Raw genomic sequence first — 16,594 nt, 5'->3', positions numbered from 1 at the left:
GGTCGAGTGGCGACCTGGGGTTTTGTAGGTGGGGTTGGTCTAGATGGAGCTAGCTCCGTTTGGGGTTGCGGGGGATAAGCGACCTGGGGTTTTGTAGGTGGTGTTGGTCTAAATGGAGCTAGCTCCGTTTGGGGTTGTGGTCGAGTGGCGACCTGGGGTTTTGTAGGTGGCGTTGCCCTAAATGGAGCTAGCTCCATTTAGGGCACATTTAGGGCAACGTCCGGCGCAACGTTTGGGGTCGCCGGTACGCCTGGTAACCAGGCTGGAATCATCCCGAAGTTCCGCGGGTGCGGAACTAGTCTGGGAACAACCTGTGTGCCTGGCGATTTGCCTCACGCCATTAATGAAAATAGTGTTCATTAAGTGCAAACTTTTGGAGATGTGCGGCGCGTGTTGGCGTCGATAATGGCGATCCTTGTCCTGGTGCTCACCGTGCCGCGCGCCGCCGCGGCCGAACTGGCCCTGGAGACGGGCCACGTGGACGCGTTCGCGGTGCATCCAGATGGCGACACAATTGCACTGAGCCTGCAGGAGGACGTCACTGGCACGCACGTGCGTCATGCGCCGGAGGATGTGGAGCTCGTGGTGGGTGAGCACGCATACACGGAGGAAACTGCCTCCCTGGAGGGCATCGGTGAAGCCGGCTACTTCCTGCCGCAAACTCAGCAGGCGGATCTGCTCTGGCCTGGCTGGGATACGCAGGCGCTCGCGGGGGCCACCGACATTGATATCGAGTTCCTTGAGATCGACGGTCCGGGGTCGGTGTACGTCTTCCAGACGCAGGGCCTCGGTGGCGTTGGCCCGGTGCTTGCAAGCGGTGCGCTCGAGGTCGCTGCTGGCGAGAAGATCCACCAGGATGCGCCCGCCCATGCGCACGCGAACTGGCTCTTTACTCAGCCCGGCACGTACACCATGCGTGTTGTGGCGCACGCGGACGGCGCGACGTCGAACGAAGCGACGTACACCTGGCGCGTTGGTGAGCAGGCTGAGGCGGCGGGAATGGGGACGCTGGCGGAGACCGACGCGCCTGAACTCCGGGTAGAAGAGCACGCGAACGAGGTCGCGCAGGAAACCGTGCAGAAGACGGAAACCGCAGCGTGCAAGCCGGGGCTGCGTCCGCAGGTTAAAGACGACCGCCAGGTGCCGGCCACCTGGGATGACCCGGCCGACATGGTTTTCGGACTCGGGGAGGCCGCGCAGACTGAGCTGCCCGAGGCGGTTGGTCCGATCCCGGCTGGCAAAGCTTGGATGATCGGCGCAACCCAGCAGGCCGGGGTCCCTTGGTTGGGCGCGAACACACAACACGAGTCGCTTCTCGAGCACACCACGGGTGACGTGACCTGGGAGGTAACCAGCTTCGACGGGCCTGGCAGCATGTTCGTGTTCACCCAGGGCGGACTGGGTGCAATCGTGGGCGAGGAGTGGTTCCGCGCCGAAAACGGTAGCGCGCAGGGCAGACACACCATCCCGGCGAACTCGCACGTCCACCCCAACTGGGTCTTCAGCGCACCGGGCACCTACCGCGTGGGCATTCGCCACAGCGCAACCGCCAAGGACGGCGGCGAGCTCAGCGGCACCGCGACGCTCACCTTCGAGGTGGGAGGCGCCGGCAACGCTGACGACGGGCACTTCGACTTCGGGTCCGTTTACGATGCGGAGGGCGACTGCGGCGAAACGCACGCGGCTGGCACCGCAGGCGGCGCAGGCAGCACAGACAGCGCGAGCGGCGCAGGCACCGGTGATAACGCCGGCACCGCCAGCACCCGCAACGGCGCGCTCGCCGAGACCGGCACGACCGTGATGACGCTGCCGATCGCTGTGCTTGGCCTGGGCATCCTCGTCTTCGGCGGCGGGATGTTGTGCCTGGATACGGCGTTGCGTCGTCGGCTGCTCGCGGCATTCGGAGTCGAGCAGTGAAGCCGGTACACACAGCCGCAATCGCCGCCGCCCTCGCACTCAGCGCTTGCAGCCCGGCCACCGGCACGCCCGAGACAGACGGGCTCCGCGTGGTGGCGTCGACCTCCATCCTCGCGGACGTGGTGGAAAACGTCGCCGGCGAACACGCCGAGGTCACGCCGCTCATTGGCGCGGGCGTGGACCCGCACACCTACGAGCCGAGCCTGCACGCCACTCGCGACATCGCGTACGCCGACGCCGTCTTCACCAACGGTCTGCTGCTGGAACCGCAGTCGCTGACCCACACCATCGACGCCACAGCAAGCGAGGACACCCCCGTGGTGGAGGTCGCGGAGCAGGCGCAGCGCTACGGCTTTACGCCGATCCGCCTGGTCGAAGACGCGAGTCTGGATACCGTGTGGCTGGGCCTGCGCGTGGATACGGGCAAGGAGCTGCCCGCTACGGGCATCACGGAGCTCTCGCTTGTGAACGCTGACGGCCCCGCTGATGTCTTCGCCTTCATCCTCGGCACCTTCGGCACTCCGGAGGTGGTCTTCGATTCGCACGACGGCATCGATTCGCGAGACGTGACTACGCTGCCTGTCGACGCCCACACCCACGTCAGCTGGGCATTCTCCGCTCCGGGTGTGTACGAGTTCACGTTGCGCGGCGAGGTCCGCGACGCGGTCGCTGATTCACACGTGCGCGGCAGCGCGGAGGACACCTTCACCGTGGTGGTGGGCCAGGACCCCGCCCAGGTGACACCGGGCAAGACGGTGCTGGACCAAGGGCACGTGGACATCACCACCGTCTACCACGATGGGAAAGCTCACCTCACCCTGCGCCACGACGACCTGGGCGACGTGGACCCGGCCGACGCGGTCATTGCGGTGCCCACGACCACGTTGCAGCCGGTCCCGCCGGAACGGACCTTTCGCTTCCTCGGTGACCCGGGCGACGAGACCTACCTGCTTCCCCAGGCGGTGTTGGGCAACCACGTCCACGGCGAGCTGGACCCGCACTTCTGGCACGACGTGCGGGCCATGCAGGCGGTGGTCAAGATCGTCCGCGACACGCTGAGCAGCGCTGACCCGGCGCACGCCGAAGACTACGCGCGCAACACCGACGAATACCTAGAAGAGCTGGACCGCGTGGACGAGGTGATGCGTGAGGCCGTGGCGCAGATCCCGGAGTCCAACCGCAACCTGGTGACTACCCACCACGGCTACTCCTACCTGGGCGAGGCCTACGGGCTGCGCATCGCCGGCTTCGTCACCCCGAACCCGAGTGTGGAGCCGAGTCCGCGCGACGTCATCGCCTTTACCCGCACGCTGGAGAACCTGCACGTACCCGCGGTCTTTTTGGAACCGCAGGTGGCGGGCGCGAGCAGCGTGCTCACCGAGACCGCAGCGCAGCTTGGCATCGAGGTGTGCCCGATCCGCGGGGACACGCTCGACCCGCCGGGGGCGGGGCCGGCGGGGACGTATGTGCGCCTTGTGGAGGAAAACGCGGCGTCGATAAGCAGATGCTTGAGTGAAAGGAAACCATAAATGAAAATGCAAACGATGCTCCTGGCGGCGGCGATTGCGCTTGCGCCCGCGGCTGGCGCGCAGACTGATCCGGCGCTGCAGCAAACCGTCAGCGGCGACGAGCAGATCGCCCACGGTGATGCGGTGATCTCCGCAGGTCACGTCGATCTTGGCACGATGTTCGTCGACGGTGAGCTCACCATGCTCGCGCGCGATGATTCGCAGGACCCGCCCGTGTGGCGCGAGCTTGACGACGTGGTGTTTCAGGTCTCCGACGCCGCGAAGCAAACCCTGCCCGATACCGGGGAATTCGACTTCACCGGCGCGGGCGCGGGCGAGGACGTGTGGGTGATCCCGCAGACCGAGGTACAAGGCGTGCCCTGGCTGGGCTGGAACACGCAGGCGCCGTCGTTGCTCGAGCGCTCCTCCAACGGGGTGAGCCTGGAGTTCGGCGGACACGAGGGCGAAGGCGAGTTTTCCCTGTTCCTGCAACCCGGCGGGTTCCACGAGCCGCAACTGCTGTGGACCTCACAGGTCGACGGCACCCAGCCGATGTGGGTGGAGCCGAACACGCACACCCACGCCAACTGGGTCTTCACTGAGCCCGGCGTGCACCTCGTTGGTGTTCGCGCGGTGGTCAAAGACAACGAGGGTGTGACGCATACCGATGAGCAGATCGTGCGCGTGGCAGTAGGCGACGGCACCGACCCGGCGCAGGCGCGCACCACCACGTTTGCAGGCCCCTTCCGCGGGGGTGAGACCGCGGCGGAGGAAGAGACACAGGGCGGCGGACAGTACACCGGTCTGCTCGTCGCGCTCGGCATCGGTGCGCTGGTCATCGCGCTTATCGCGCTGCTCATCGTGCGCGCCAGGAAGGGGCGAGAGTAAGTGAGCGAAGAAGCGTTGATCCAGGTCACCGGGCTTGAGGCCGGGTACCCGGGCCGCAGCGTGATGCGCGGGGTTGATCTGTCTATCGAGCGCGGCCAGTTCGTCGGACTGATCGGCCCGAACGGCGCGGGCAAGACGACGCTTTTGCGTGCCATCCTCGGGCTCATCCCGGGCGCGCGCGGTACGGTCAGCGTCGCTGGTGCGCAAGGTCGGCAGGTGCGCAAGCGCGTCGGCTACGTCCCGCAGCGCCACGACGTGGCCTGGGATTTTCCCATCGACGTCGCCTCTGCTGTGGAAAACGCCACCCTGGACCTGCGGCCCTGGTACAAGCGCGCGGGCGCGGATACGCGGGCGGCGGTCGCCGAGGCGCTCGAGTACGTGAACCTCGCCGATCTGGCCCGCCGCCCCATCGCGGATCTCTCCGGCGGCCAGCGCCAGCGGGTGCTCGTCGCCCGCGCCCTGGTGCGCAAGCCTAAGGCACTGCTTCTCGACGAGCCGTTTACCGGCCTCGACATCCCGTCCACCGAACAACTCCTGGGGCTTTTCCGCGAGCTCGCCGACCAAGGCATCGCGATCGTGATGTCTACCCACAACATTGTCGAGGCGGTCGACGCCTGCGACCGGCTCGTGCTGTTCAACCGCGGCATCGTCGCCGACGCCGCCCCGCACGCGCTCACCGAACGAGAGGCGTGGATGGACACTTTTGGTGTGGGCCCGGATTCCCCATGGCTCGCCGGACTACAGACGCACGTACGGGAGGCCGCCAGTGCTTGAGATCGGTTTTCTGCAATTCCTGGCCGATGTAGCTAACCCCCAACTGGCGTTTCTGCCGCGAGCACTCGCCGCGGCGGTGTGCGCCTCGGTGCTTTGCGCCGTCGTCGGTTGCTTCGTGGTGCTGCGCGGCATGGCGTTTATCGGCGACGCGGTTGCACACGCCGTCTTCCCGGGCGTGGCCGTGGCCTTCGCGCTGCACGCCTCGGTCCTGCTCGGCGGGGCAGTGGCCGGGGCGCTGGTGGCCATCCTGATCGCGGTGTTGTCACAGCGCAGGACGATTAAAGAGGACGCGATCATCGGCATTGTGTTCGCGGCCGCCTTCGCGCTGGGCTTGGTCATTATTTCGCGGGTGGAGGGCTACACGGCGTCGTTAAGCGCCTTTCTTTTTGGCTCCCTGACTGGCGTAAGCCCCCGCGACCTCTGGGTCAGCGGGATCACCGGGGTGCTCATCATCGCGGTGATGGTGGCGTTGCGGCCCTGGCTGACCGCGGTGGCGCTCGACCGCGAAACCGCCCGCGCGATGCACCTGCCGGTCGCCGCGCTGGACCTAGCGCTGTATCTGTGCGTGACCGCGGCGGTGGTGGTTTCCGTGCAGACCATCGGCAACATTCTGGTCATCGCGCTACTCGTCACGCCGGCTTCTGCCGCCCGCCTGTTTACCGACAACCTGGAAACCATGATGGTGCTCGCCGCGCTCATCGGGATCGCGGGCAGCGTGCTCGGCGTGTGGCTCGCCTGGTCCTTCGATTCACCCACCGGCGCCACCATCGTCTTGTGCGTGACCGCCATCTTCGGCCTGAGCTGGTTGTTCGCGCCAAAGCGCGGCGTGCTGCGCACGATCCGGAAGGAGACCGTCTAGATGCGCTTTTTGAGACTAATCGCCGCAGCGGTGCTTGTTGTGGTTAGCGCTCCGGTAGCTTTCGCCGCCGAGCTGACCGACACCGGGCACGTCCCCGGCGATGTGGGCTTTGGCGTCGACCTGCCCGCCGACACGGAATGGGAGGGGAAGACCCACCCGTGCGCGGGCCGCAAGCTGCTCTACCACTCGCACAATGACGCGCTCTACGGCACCAGCGTGTCTAACGAACTCAAGATCATGGCCGTTGACGGGCAGCAGGTCGTGGACCAGGACAGCATCTGCTTCCGCCTGCCGCGCGACGCCGACGCAGAAGGCAACGAGGTCTCCCGCATCCAAATCCCCGATGACGGCTCCCTCGACTTCCTCGGCACCCCGGGCGAGAGCGTCTGGATCGCCCCGCAGTCCGTGGACTGGAGCGACAACTGGCGGCCCATCTGGTCCGGCATCGGTGCCTTCGACCCCGCCCACGAGGGCGACCCGGAGGCCATCCCGTCCAATTATAAGGACGACCTGATGTACTTCGACCTGACCGACATGGAGGGGCCAGGTGATGTGCAGATCTTCTTCAAAAACGCCACCTCGCCTGCGGAAATCCTCTTCAACAGCGCCGACCCTGCCGCCCAAAGCGTCGAGTACGAGGTTGGCGGGCACGGCCACTTCAACTGGACCTTTAGCAAGCCCGGCATCTACGCCATGACGTGGCAAGGCAGGGCAGTGCTTGACGACGGCACGAGCCAGCTCACCGAACCCATCACCCAATACTGGCTCGTCGGCGACGACAGCGACGTCGGTCTGGCCGACGGCACGACTACCGAGATGCGCGAGGTGAAGCACTACGTCGGCGGGGGCGCGGGGGAGCCGGCTGAGCCGTCGACGTCTGTTGAGCCTGCGCCTACTGAGCCGTCTGTGCCGTCTGCTCCAGCTGAGCCCGCGCCGCCTACTTCTGCGGAGCCCGCGCCTACTATGCCGTCTGCTTCTGCCGAGCCTGCGCCGCCCGCCTCCCCGAAACCGGCGCCCGACGCACGCTGCGAAGCCGCGAGCGCGCTGCGCACCAAACCCTCGGCGCTGATTAGTTCGGGGCATATGGATATGGGCCTGGTCGACGAGGGCGGGATCGCTGCCAAACTCATCGACGACAGCGACCCCCGCGCGCCAACCCCGCGCGACTCAGGAACCTTCCTCTTCGAGGTCCCCGATCCCGCGAAAACAGAGATCCCCGCAAACTTCCGCAGCACCTTCCCCGGCGAGCCCGAATCCATGTGGGTCTTGCCGCAAGCACAGGTGAAGGGGCTGCCGTGGCTCGGCTTTTCCACCACGCGCCTGTCGGGGGACAGCCTGCAGCAGGGCAGCAAAATCACCGTGACCATGCGGGAAGTGCGCGGTCCGGGGCGGATCTACACCTGGCACGAAGGCGTTGGAGGGGCGAAGCTAGAGCTCGACTCCGGTGACAGTTCGCGCACCCTGGAGTACGGACTAAACGATCACGATCACCAGGCTTTCGGTTTTACAAAAGCAGGGTTCTACGCTGCGACCTTCACGTTCGCCGGCACCGATGCCGCGGGGGCACCGTTTTCCAAGGACCTCACCGCCACCTTTGCTGTTGGTGATGACGCAGTGCAGCAGGCCAAGGAGTATGCCTCGAATGGGTACACGGCGTTGGAAGGCGTTGACCTGGATAACTGTGGCACTTCTTCTACTGCGGATTCCGGCGAGCCCGACTCCTGGCTGGGCGCCCTGGCCAAGGGCATCCGCGATATAGATAAGGAATTCGCCTCGTTTGGTGAGAAGGCTGGTCCTTTCTTTGCGCACCTGCTGGGTCGCGACGGGCACAGTGGGCAGAAGGAGTCTGCGACGCAGACTGCTGCACCGCGGAATACCGCTACTGCGCGGCCGGCGGAGCAGCGCGCGACACAGCGTCCTGCGCAGCGGACTGCCGAGCAAAAGTCTGCGACGCAGACTGCGCGCCGGGCGCAGGCGCAGGAAAAGCCAGCGAGCCACGCGAAGCCGACGGCGCAGAAGAAACCTTCTGGCCAGGCGAAGAAGACTGCGCAAGCGAAACCGAGTGCGACCACAAGTGAGAAGCGAGCGACAAAGGCGGCGACGTCTGCGGCGTCGACAAGCACTGCAGCTGCTGGCGGCGGGATTGTGTCCTCCTTTGACGGGACTGACCCCAACAGTTTGCACGCGGCCGAGGACGACGCGGACGCGCAGCAGATTATGGCCGCGCAGGGGATCACCGCCGGCGGGTTCTGGGGCGGGCTAATCCTGGGCGTGGGACTGATGGCGCTGCTGGGTGGGATCGTGCTGTTTGCTGCGGCGGCGAAAATGCTCCGGCACGCTTCGGGTGAACAGAATCGCTGATGACTGTTTTGCAAAATCGCAAAAACAGTCATCAGTGAAAACCGGCGCGCAAAAGCCCAGGTCGCGCGCCCCAGTAGCGGCCGAAAACCCGCTGATGACTGTTTCGCGCAAAATTAAAAACAGTCATCAGCGCAAAACCAAACGACCGCGATTTGGAATCAGCGCCCACAACCAGCTAAGCTACGGCACGAAGTTTGAGCGGGTGCAAACCCGCGCTCAAGTTTCACCGAAGACCGTCGGTCACTCTGCATCATGCGGAGTCGAAGGTATCCCACTCCAGGGATCGACCCACGCAGGAGGAACGTGGCTTGCCTTTCAGGTGCCTCGTGCTTCTGCACGGGGCACTTTTTGTGTCCCGGGCGGATTGAAGGACATGAAGAATTGGAAGGAGGCGTGTGTACATGGCTAACCCGAAGAACGAGAAGGAACTTCAGGTTCTGAAGGAAAAGTTCGAGGCAGCTAGCTCGATCGTGCTGACTGAGTACCGTGGCCTGACCGTTGGTCAGCTGCAGGAACTGCGCGGTGAGCTCGGCTTCGACGTCGAATACCACGTCGCCAAGAACACCCTCATCAAGATCGCTGCTAACGAGCAGGGCATCGAGGGTCTCGACGATCTTCTTGTCGGCCCGACCGCTGTCGCCTTCATCAAGGGCGAGGCAGTCGACGCTGCGAAGGTCATGAAGAAGTTCAACAAGGATCACGACGCATTCGTGATCAAGGGCGGCTACATGGATGGCAAAGCCATCGACGCTGCTCAGGTTGACGCCATCGCCGAGATGGACAACCGCGAGACCACTCTTGCAAAGCTCGCTGGTGCCTTCGAGGGCTCCTTGGCAAAGGCCGCCGGCCTGTTCCAGGCTCCGGCGTCCAAGACGGCCCGCCTTGTCGCTGCACTGCAGGACAAGCAGGACGACGCCGCATAACGCGAACTAACTACACACACCAAACATTCGGGCGGAAACGCCCACCAACAGAAAGGATGCCACCATGGCTAAGCTGTCTAAGGACGAGCTCATTGAGCAGTTCAAGGAAATGACCCTCATCGAGCTTTCCGAGTTCCTGAAGGAATTCGAGGAGGTCTTCGACGTCACCGCTGCTGCACCGGTTGCTGCTGTTGCTGCTGCTCCGGGCGCTGCTGGCGACGCTGCCGCTGCTGAGGAGAAGGACGAGTTCGACGTCGTTCTCGAGGACGCTGGCGCGAAGAAGATCGGTGTCATTAAGGCTGTCCGCGAGATCGTCTCCGGCCTGGGCCTGAAGGACGCTAAGGAAATGGTCGAGGGTGCACCGAAGGCCATCCTCGAGGGCGCTTCCAAGGACGACGCTGAGGCTGCTAAGGCTAAGCTCGAGGAGGCTGGCGCAAAGGTCTCCCTCAAGTAAGAGCCTTTCGCTTCTCGACGCTACCCCCGCCGCCGGTATCCACACCGGCGGGCGGGGGTTTCGCGTGTTTGGGGGTGCAGGAGTGCAATTCCCTTACCGCTGAGGAGCGGGTGCTCAGACCAGGTAGCACTCGGTTTAGCCTTCGAATTCGAAGACTATTCGGTACCCTGGCAACCTGTGAGCGCTGTGCTGCGACGCGGAAGTGGAATTCGCGGCTGGGAAGGTTCTCGCCGCGCTTGAGAGTGACGCATCGATTTTCCGCTCGCGCTACGGTATCGCGTGAGTCAGTCACGTTTTCGTTCTGTAGTTGAGACTCTCACAGGTGAGGAGTTACGGACATGTTCGTGAAGTTGGATCGGAAGAACCAGGCGGAGGCTGCTCGCAGTGAGATTCTGCGGGTGGTGGAGGAAGTTAGTCCTGAATTGGCAAACATGCTTGACCCGGATGCGAGTATGAGTCTGTTCGACCAACTCAAAGAGCATGCAAGTCGGACTGAGCTCAACGCGATTCGTGAGGGAGTCCGTCCGCTGGCGGAGCGATCGTTTGATGATCCACTAGCTCGCTATCTCTTTGGGTATTTTCCGGGGCTCGGGGTGAAACACCCCGACATTAGCTATGTGGTCGATGAAATGGAGCGGCTCAAAGACGAGGAGATGGGTCCTGAGCTGGACGCGGTACTGAATTTCGATCTGACCATTTTGTGTGAGGTGATGTCGGCATCCAATATTGACCAACTCGACAGGCTGCTGCGGATTGAGTCAGACACGATCGCAGGACAACAATCCGTGGTGATCCAAACAGGGGTGCGGAAGAAGTTCTTTCGTGAAGCTCCGGAGCTGCAATGGTTGGCGACATCGCGCTTCCGGGGCAAAAACAAGTATCTTGATGGCGCTCTCGACCGGATGCTGGCTGCTTCAGATAACAAGGTCGCGGCTGAGACTTCGGTCGAGTCGGAGTCGTTGGCTGATGACGGGGTGAGTGGTCCTATTCCGATCTATGTGTCGATGCCGGCGGGAGAGTATTCGTCGCTTCTTTCCGCTGATGCTGAGACCCGTGCAGACACAGTGTGTGATGCGATGGAGGAAGAAACGTACCCGGTTGCAGATATCGATAAGCTGTACGGCGCGACGCACCGGGTGCTGGTCGAACTCGTCGGTGAAGATGCTGCGGCGGCGATTGTGTATGGGGGCGTCGACTTGGATCCGCAGCAGGAAACGGATGGACTGCGGGGCAACGAGCCGGGTGACGTCGAAAAGCTTTCGTCCCTGCTTGATGCTATCGACCTTGGGACGATGGAAGACTCGTATGCGGTAGGGGAGCTAGCTACGATCTACGCGGCAGCGGCTGAACGTGGCGACGCAATCGCAGTGCTGATGAACTAGCGGGCGAGTTGCCTGCTGCACACACGACAGAACCCCCGCCCGGTCGTCGCAACGACCGTGCAGGGGTGTGCCGTAGTGAACCTTGTGCCGCTACAAGGGACTAGCTTTCATCCTCCTCGTTCTTCTTCGCGTCCTCCTTAGCGGAGGACCCTTGCGCCTTGTCACCTTCGCCGCCGCCAATCTTGGAGCTCAGCCCCTCGTAGCCCGGGGCACAAGCCTGGGCGATTTGGTCGGCGATGAGTAGACCGAGCACCGTGATCGCCAGGCCAGCTGCAGCCGTTCCGAGCTCGCGGGCCGGGAAGTTCTTACCCAGCGCTTGAGCGAGCTGCTCGTTGAAGATACCCATCTGCTGCTGGATCTGGGTGTTGACCTGCTCGATTGCCTTGCCAGCCTGGGCGCGGAAGTCCTCCAGGCCCGGGATCGCAACCTGGGTGGCCACGCCCAGCGGGATCAGCAGGAGCAGCGGGATACCAACACCTGCGAGACCTGCGACGCAGCGCTCGCTCAGCTCGGACGAGCCAGTCTTGGTCTCGCCACCGTCGGTCTGGGGGCTGCGGACCTTCAGAACAACCACGCGGGTGCCATCCTTGGTCTCGACGATGTAGGTGCCGTCGGCCCAATCCTTCGGGATGGTGATGATGATGTCACCGTTCTTATCCCTGGTCGGGTCCAGCTCGGAGATGTCCTTGACCGAACCGTCGGGGAAGCGGATCTGCAGATCCTTCGGGTCGACGTCGCCGCCGATGATGACGGTGTCGCCAGGTGCGACCTCGACCTCCGTGCCGTTGCCTGCCTTCGGCGGGACTCGGACCGGGACGGTGATGGTCACGCTGGAACCATCCGGGTAAGTCACCACGACTGGGATGTCGTAGTTGCCGCCCTTGGCGTCCTTGTCCGGGGTGACCGTGACCTTACCGGTGTCCGGGTCGACCTCGACCTTGCCCGGGAAGTCGTGCTCGCCCGGCTTGAAGGTCGTACCGTCTGGCAGGTCCGTGCCGTCCTTGTTCTTCGGCCCCTCGATCACGGTGTCCTTCTCGCGCGGGGTTTCCGTGCGATCATCACCGTAGGTGGGGTCGTTCTTCTCGCGGTCGTTGGAGTCGCCGCCATCGTTACCGTCGCCGTCGTTGCCGTCGCCAGGCGTGCCCGGGTTCTCGTCGGAGCCAGGCGAGGTGCTGGTGACCTTGAGCACCGGGGTGAGCGAGGCGTTGGAACCGTCCGGGTAGGACACGATGATCGGGATCTTCACCTCGGTGCCGTTCGGCGTGTCCTTCGGGGAGGTGATGGTGAAGTCGCCAGTTGCCGCATCGCCCTCGATGCTCCAGCCGGAGGGGAAGCGCGGGAAGATGAACTTCGTGCCCTCCGGCAGCTCGCGGTCACCGGACTGCGTGAACTTGACCGGCGTGCCCGCCGGGCCTTCCCGGTTCTCGTAGCCAGGCGTGTTGTTATCCGCATCCGAGGTGGCATCCGTGCCCTTGTCGTCAGGGATCACCTTGACGGGCACCTCAACGGTGTCGGTGGAGCCGTCCGGGTAGGTGATCTCGACGATCACTTTGTAATCACCAGGCTTGGCGTCCTCGTTCGGGGTGACCGTGATCTCACCGGTATCCGGGTTGACCTCGACGGTGCCCGGGAGATCCGAGTCGTCCTTCTCAAACTTGGTGTCGTCCGGCAGACCAGAGCCGTCCGGGTTACGCGGCGGGTCGATCTTCTCCGTCTCGCCCGGCTTCACCTTGGTGTCGTCCGGGTAGATGGGATCGTTGTCCTTCGCATCGTCGCTCGAGCCGACGACCTCGAACTGCGCGTCCACGACCTCGCGAGAACCATCCGGGTACTCCACGGTCACAGGGATGGTCATGGAGGTACCTGGCAGGGCGGACTCCGGCGGGGTGACGGTGAAGTCGCCGTGCTCGTTGGGCTCGCCGAAGCTCCAGCCGGCCGGTGCCTTCGGCAGGACGAACTTGGTGCCTTCCGGCAGCTCGCGGTCGCCGTCCTGCTTCAGCTCGGTCGCGCTGCCGGCCGGTCCGCTCGCGGGGGTGTAGGCCGGGTCATTGTCAGCGGCGTCCGTGGAGCCGTCGTCGGAACCGCCGTCGCCGTCGCCGCCGTCGCCATCATCGGAACCGTCGCCTCCATCGCCGCCATCGCCAGGCGGAGTGACGGTGGCGTCGTCCGGGACGCGGACCGGCACGTCGATGGTCTCCTGCGTGCCGTCCGGGTAGGTCACCTCGACCGGGATGCGGTAGTCGCCCGGGGTGGCGTCCTCATCCGGGGTCAGCGTGACCTCGCCGGTGTTCGGGTCGATCTCGACCTTGCCCGGGAAGTCAGGGTCATCGCTTTCGCCAGGGGCGAAGGTGGTGTCCTTGGGTAGCGTGGAGCCGTCCGGGTTGGTGGGGGCGTCGACAAACGTCTCCTTGCCGCGCGGTGCCTCGGTCTCCTTGTAGGAGGGGTCGTTCGCGCCGGCGTCGTTGGAGACGATGAAGATGGCGTCCGCCTTGTCGCTCGTGCCGTCCGGGTAGGTGAAGAGGACCGGGATGGTCACGCGGGTGCCGTCGAGCGCGTCGGCATCCGGGGTGACGGTGAAGTCACCGACCTCGTTCGGCTTGCCGAAAGTCCAGCCCTCTGGCGCGTCGGCGACGGTGATCTTCGTGCCCTCGGGCAGCTCGCGGTCGTCGTTTTGGGAGACCTTGGTCTCCTTGCCAGCCGCACCCTCGGTTGTGCCGTAGCCCGGGTCGTTGTCGGCGGCTTGGTCGGAGGAGCCGTCATCGCCGCCGGTGTCCTCCGGAATAGTGATGGTGACGGTCGGGGTGTCGGTGGAGCCGTCCGGGTAGGTGACTTCGACCGGGATCTCGTAGTCGCCCGGGGTGGCGTCCTCATTCGGAGTGACGGTGATCTCGCCGGTATTCGGGTCGACCTCGACGGTGCCCGGGACATCGTTGTCGCCAGGCGCGAAGGTCGTGTCATCCGGCAGGTCAGAGCCGTCCGGGTTCTTCGGCGGGGCGATTACGGTCGACTCGCCGGGCGGGGTCACCGCATCCTCGTAACGCGGATCGTTCTCGTCCGCATCCAGCGGCAGCACGGTAAACGGCGCGATGACCGTCTCCTGGGAGCCGTCCGGGTAGGTGACCAGGACCGGGATGTTGACCTTGCCCGGGCGCGCGTTCTTCGCCGGGGTGACTGTGAAGTCGCCGCCCTCGTCCGCGTCGGTGGCGGTCCAGCCCTCCGGCAGGGTCGGCTCGAACTTCGTGCCCTTCGGCACCTTCACGGTCTGGTCGACCTTCGTGCCCACACCAGGCTTGCCCTGGGCTGGCTGGTAGTAGGGGTCGTGAGTGTCCGCATCCGACTTGTCCGGGTCGTCAGGGCCACCCGGGGTGTCGGGGCGCGCCGGGACGGTGACCTCAACGTTCACCGTGTCGGTGGTGCCGTCCGGGTAGGTGATCAGCACCGGGATGTCGTAGTCGCCCTCGCGCGCGCCGTTATCCGGGTTCACCGTGACCTTGCCGGTGTCCGGGTCAACGGTGACGGTGCCGGGGAACTCCGGCAGTGTGGTGCCGTCCGGGCCGGTGACGGGCAGCGATGGGTGCTGCTCGTAGGTGGTGCCGTCCGGCAGCGGGGTGCTGTCGGTGTTCTTCGGCGGGCCGACGACAGTGTCGGTGCCGCGCGGGGTCTCCACGCGGTCGCCGTAAGTCGGATCGTTTGCGTCGTTGTCCGGGGTGCGGTCGTCTTCGCCCGGCTTGACCGTGTGGCCGGTGCCGTCCTGGTTCGTCGCCAGCGCGAAGTGCACGTTCGACCAGTTGCCGCCGCCGTCGCGGCGTGGGGAATTCGGTGTGGGAGTATTCGGCCGGTGCGCCTGGCCCGGCACGTGCCCGTTGGGGTAGGACTTCTGATCGCTTAGCGACGCCTGCGCGTGCCCCGCCTCCGTGTAGACATCATTACCCACCGGTGCCCGGAACTCCGGAGTGTTCCAGGCGGACAGGTTGGTCTTGATGTTGCCTTCGCCGTCCTCGACCCACATGTAGACGTAGTCGGCGTGACGCGCCTGGTCGAAGGAAGAGCGCAGGGTGTAGGTGCCGTCGTCGTTGACCTTGGCGGAGTAGACGGTGAAGTTCTCCGGATTTGCGCGCACGTAGTCTGCCATGCGCTTCATGCGCGACTGGATGTCGGCGCGCTGTCGGTTGTTCTGCGGGTTCGTCTCACGACGGATGGCGTCGAGGGCCTGGTACGCGGCGTCGTTGGGCACTGCCTGGTAGACGGTGTGGCCCTTCGCCGGGGTGTCGGTGCCGTCGAAAAGCACGCCATTGTCCACGTTGATGTTGTATGCATCGCGCTTCCAGACGTTCTCGGTGTTGTTGCCCTTCATCGAGTCGTTCCACACGCGCCCGGAATAGGTGCGAGGGATCGCCTTGTCTGCGTTGGCGGTGAGACGACTCTTGAGTCCGGTGGCGGCGGGGGAGACCTGGTAGATCTTGACCAGGGTTTCGCCCCACATCGGGCCGCGCGGACTGTCGACGTCCACCGGGTGGATGGACCAGTTCATGTTGCGAGAGTCGGCGACGCTGCCGCTGTACCATGCGCCACCTGGGGTGACGCGCACCGCGGCCATCGGCTCGCCGATAGCGGGGTTGTCCGCCACGTTGTCCTGGCCAATGAGCAGCTGGACGTCTGCGGAGCCGTCCTTCCACGTGCCGTCGGCAAGCGTGGGCTTGCCGTCTTTGAAGGTGAAGGCGTAGACGGTGTTGCCCAGGTTATCGGTGTGCGTGGTGGCCTTGTGGATGCGGGACATCTTGCCGCCGCCGGTGTCGTAGCGCATGTAGACGTCGATGCCTGCGGGCACGGCGGTGTCGCGCCAAGTGCTGCGCATGTCATCGGCCTCCATCGTGCCGCGGTCAGCGAAGGAGAGATAGCCCCAGACCACGTTGTGCTTGCCATCCAGCTTGCCTTTCGTCACGCGCTCGCCGGGGGCGATAGCGTCGGCGGCAACGATGTTGGCCGGATCCCACTCGTTGGCACCCGGTGCCTCGGCGGCGTGCGCGGCGGGGGAGAAGCCGGCAGCCGGTGCGGCAACGGCCGGAAGAGCTTGTGAGCCGACCGCGAGAGCCATCGACGCGGCGAGCATGGTGAGGCCGCGGCGGCGGCCCTTGCTGTTATGCGGGGATGTGGATGTCATCACATACTCCTTAAGATTTTCTGACGGGGTGCCATTTCACATTAAGCATTTCTTAGACACGTGTGAATGGTGGAGCGGTGTCGTGGGGGTGATTTGTGGACGAGTGTATATGTGGCGAACGCGAAAAGTGTTGCTGATCACTATGTTTGCAGCATTGTGCCGTTTCCTGAGAGTGGAACTCCGGGGGTAGTTGCGCATGGAATAATATTAGTGAAACAAAAGGGTGTCACTATATGTGCATGTAAAAGCAAGGAAAGTGCAAGATGGTACAAAAATATCCCTACCGGCAGGATGCGAGAAAAATACGTTTCTTGTAAAAAATACGTAACCAATGCGCTTTACCTGGCCTTATGGGAGTTTCCTTAAC

Annotated in this window: 10 protein-coding genes; 9 read left to right on the top strand and 1 reads right to left on the bottom strand. The window is 64.3% G+C overall.

Annotated features, from left to right (window positions below; all coding sequences use genetic code 11):
- Positions 1 to 363 precede the first annotated feature (363 nt).
- The 9 genes from HMPREF2550_RS04965 (at position 364) to HMPREF2550_RS04925 (ending at position 11,066) form a co-directional block, all read left to right on the top strand.
- Positions 364 to 1,917 carry a TIGR03773 family transporter-associated surface protein gene (locus HMPREF2550_RS04965; protein WP_246819763.1) on the top strand — a complete coding sequence of 518 codons (1,554 nt, stop codon included), beginning with the start codon at positions 364 to 366 and terminating at the stop codon, positions 1,915 to 1,917.
- Positions 1,914 to 3,446 (top strand): anchored repeat ABC transporter, substrate-binding protein, encoded by a 1,533-nt coding sequence (locus HMPREF2550_RS04960; protein WP_246819762.1) that lies wholly within the window; start codon positions 1,914 to 1,916, stop codon positions 3,444 to 3,446. The genes HMPREF2550_RS04965 and HMPREF2550_RS04960 overlap by 4 nt, the downstream gene beginning before the upstream one ends.
- Positions 3,447 to 4,313 (top strand): choice-of-anchor M domain-containing protein, encoded by an 867-nt coding sequence (locus tag HMPREF2550_RS04955; protein ID WP_070790057.1) that lies wholly within the window; start codon positions 3,447 to 3,449, stop codon positions 4,311 to 4,313.
- Positions 4,314 to 5,087, top strand: a complete 774-nt coding sequence (locus tag HMPREF2550_RS04950; RefSeq protein ID WP_371441170.1) for an anchored repeat-type ABC transporter ATP-binding subunit — start codon at positions 4,314 to 4,316, stop codon at positions 5,085 to 5,087.
- On the top strand, positions 5,080 to 5,946 hold the full coding sequence (locus HMPREF2550_RS04945) for an anchored repeat-type ABC transporter permease subunit (protein ID WP_038588185.1): 867 nt from the start codon (positions 5,080 to 5,082) through the stop codon (positions 5,944 to 5,946). The genes HMPREF2550_RS04950 and HMPREF2550_RS04945 overlap by 8 nt, the downstream gene beginning before the upstream one ends.
- On the top strand, positions 5,947 to 8,307 hold the full coding sequence (locus HMPREF2550_RS04940) for a choice-of-anchor M domain-containing protein (protein ID WP_070790055.1): 2,361 nt from the start codon (positions 5,947 to 5,949) through the stop codon (positions 8,305 to 8,307).
- A 401-nt stretch (positions 8,308 to 8,708) separates the two neighbouring features.
- Positions 8,709 to 9,230, top strand: a complete 522-nt coding sequence (rplJ, locus tag HMPREF2550_RS04935) for a 50S ribosomal protein L10 (RefSeq protein WP_070790054.1) — start codon at positions 8,709 to 8,711, stop codon at positions 9,228 to 9,230.
- A gap of 64 nt (positions 9,231 to 9,294) precedes the next feature.
- Positions 9,295 to 9,684, top strand: a complete 390-nt coding sequence (gene rplL / locus HMPREF2550_RS04930; RefSeq protein WP_070763341.1) for a 50S ribosomal protein L7/L12 — start codon at positions 9,295 to 9,297, stop codon at positions 9,682 to 9,684.
- A 338-nt stretch (positions 9,685 to 10,022) separates the two neighbouring features.
- Entirely contained in the window at positions 10,023 to 11,066 is a 1,044-nt protein-coding gene (locus HMPREF2550_RS04925; RefSeq protein WP_070790052.1) for a DUF1877 family protein, read from the top strand.
- Between the two features lie 100 nt (positions 11,067 to 11,166).
- Here HMPREF2550_RS04925 and HMPREF2550_RS04920 read toward each other — a convergent pair whose 3' ends face one another.
- Positions 11,167 to 16,227, bottom strand: coding sequence for a Rib/alpha-like domain-containing protein (locus HMPREF2550_RS04920; RefSeq protein ID WP_070790050.1), 5,061 nt, complete (start codon positions 16,225 to 16,227; stop codon positions 11,167 to 11,169).
- Positions 16,228 to 16,594 lie beyond the last annotated feature (367 nt).

It is taken from the genome of Corynebacterium sp. HMSC074A01, from assembly GCF_001831515.1.
Classification (GTDB): Bacteria; Actinomycetota; Actinomycetes; order Mycobacteriales; family Mycobacteriaceae; genus Corynebacterium.
Note: the sequence above shows the minus strand (reverse complement) of the source record. Positions and strands in the feature narration are given on the sequence as shown.

What these genes read in the sequence shown, in the direction of transcription:
- HMPREF2550_RS04955 (WP_070790057.1), top strand. Translation starts at nt 3,447, where the DNA reads ATGAAAATGCAAACGATGCTCCTGGCGGCGGCGATTGCGCTTGCGCCC.
- HMPREF2550_RS04940 (WP_070790055.1), top strand. Translation starts at nt 5,947, where the DNA reads ATGCGCTTTTTGAGACTAATCGCCGCAGCGGTGCTTGTTGTGGTTAGC.
- rplJ (WP_070790054.1), top strand. Translation starts at nt 8,709, where the DNA reads ATGGCTAACCCGAAGAACGAGAAGGAACTTCAGGTTCTGAAGGAAAAG.
- rplL (WP_070763341.1), top strand. Translation starts at nt 9,295, where the DNA reads ATGGCTAAGCTGTCTAAGGACGAGCTCATTGAGCAGTTCAAGGAAATG.
- HMPREF2550_RS04925 (WP_070790052.1), top strand. Translation starts at nt 10,023, where the DNA reads ATGTTCGTGAAGTTGGATCGGAAGAACCAGGCGGAGGCTGCTCGCAGT.
- HMPREF2550_RS04920 (WP_070790050.1), bottom strand. Translation starts at nt 16,227, where the DNA reads ATGACATCCACATCCCCGCATAACAGCAAGGGCCGCCGCCGCGGCCTC.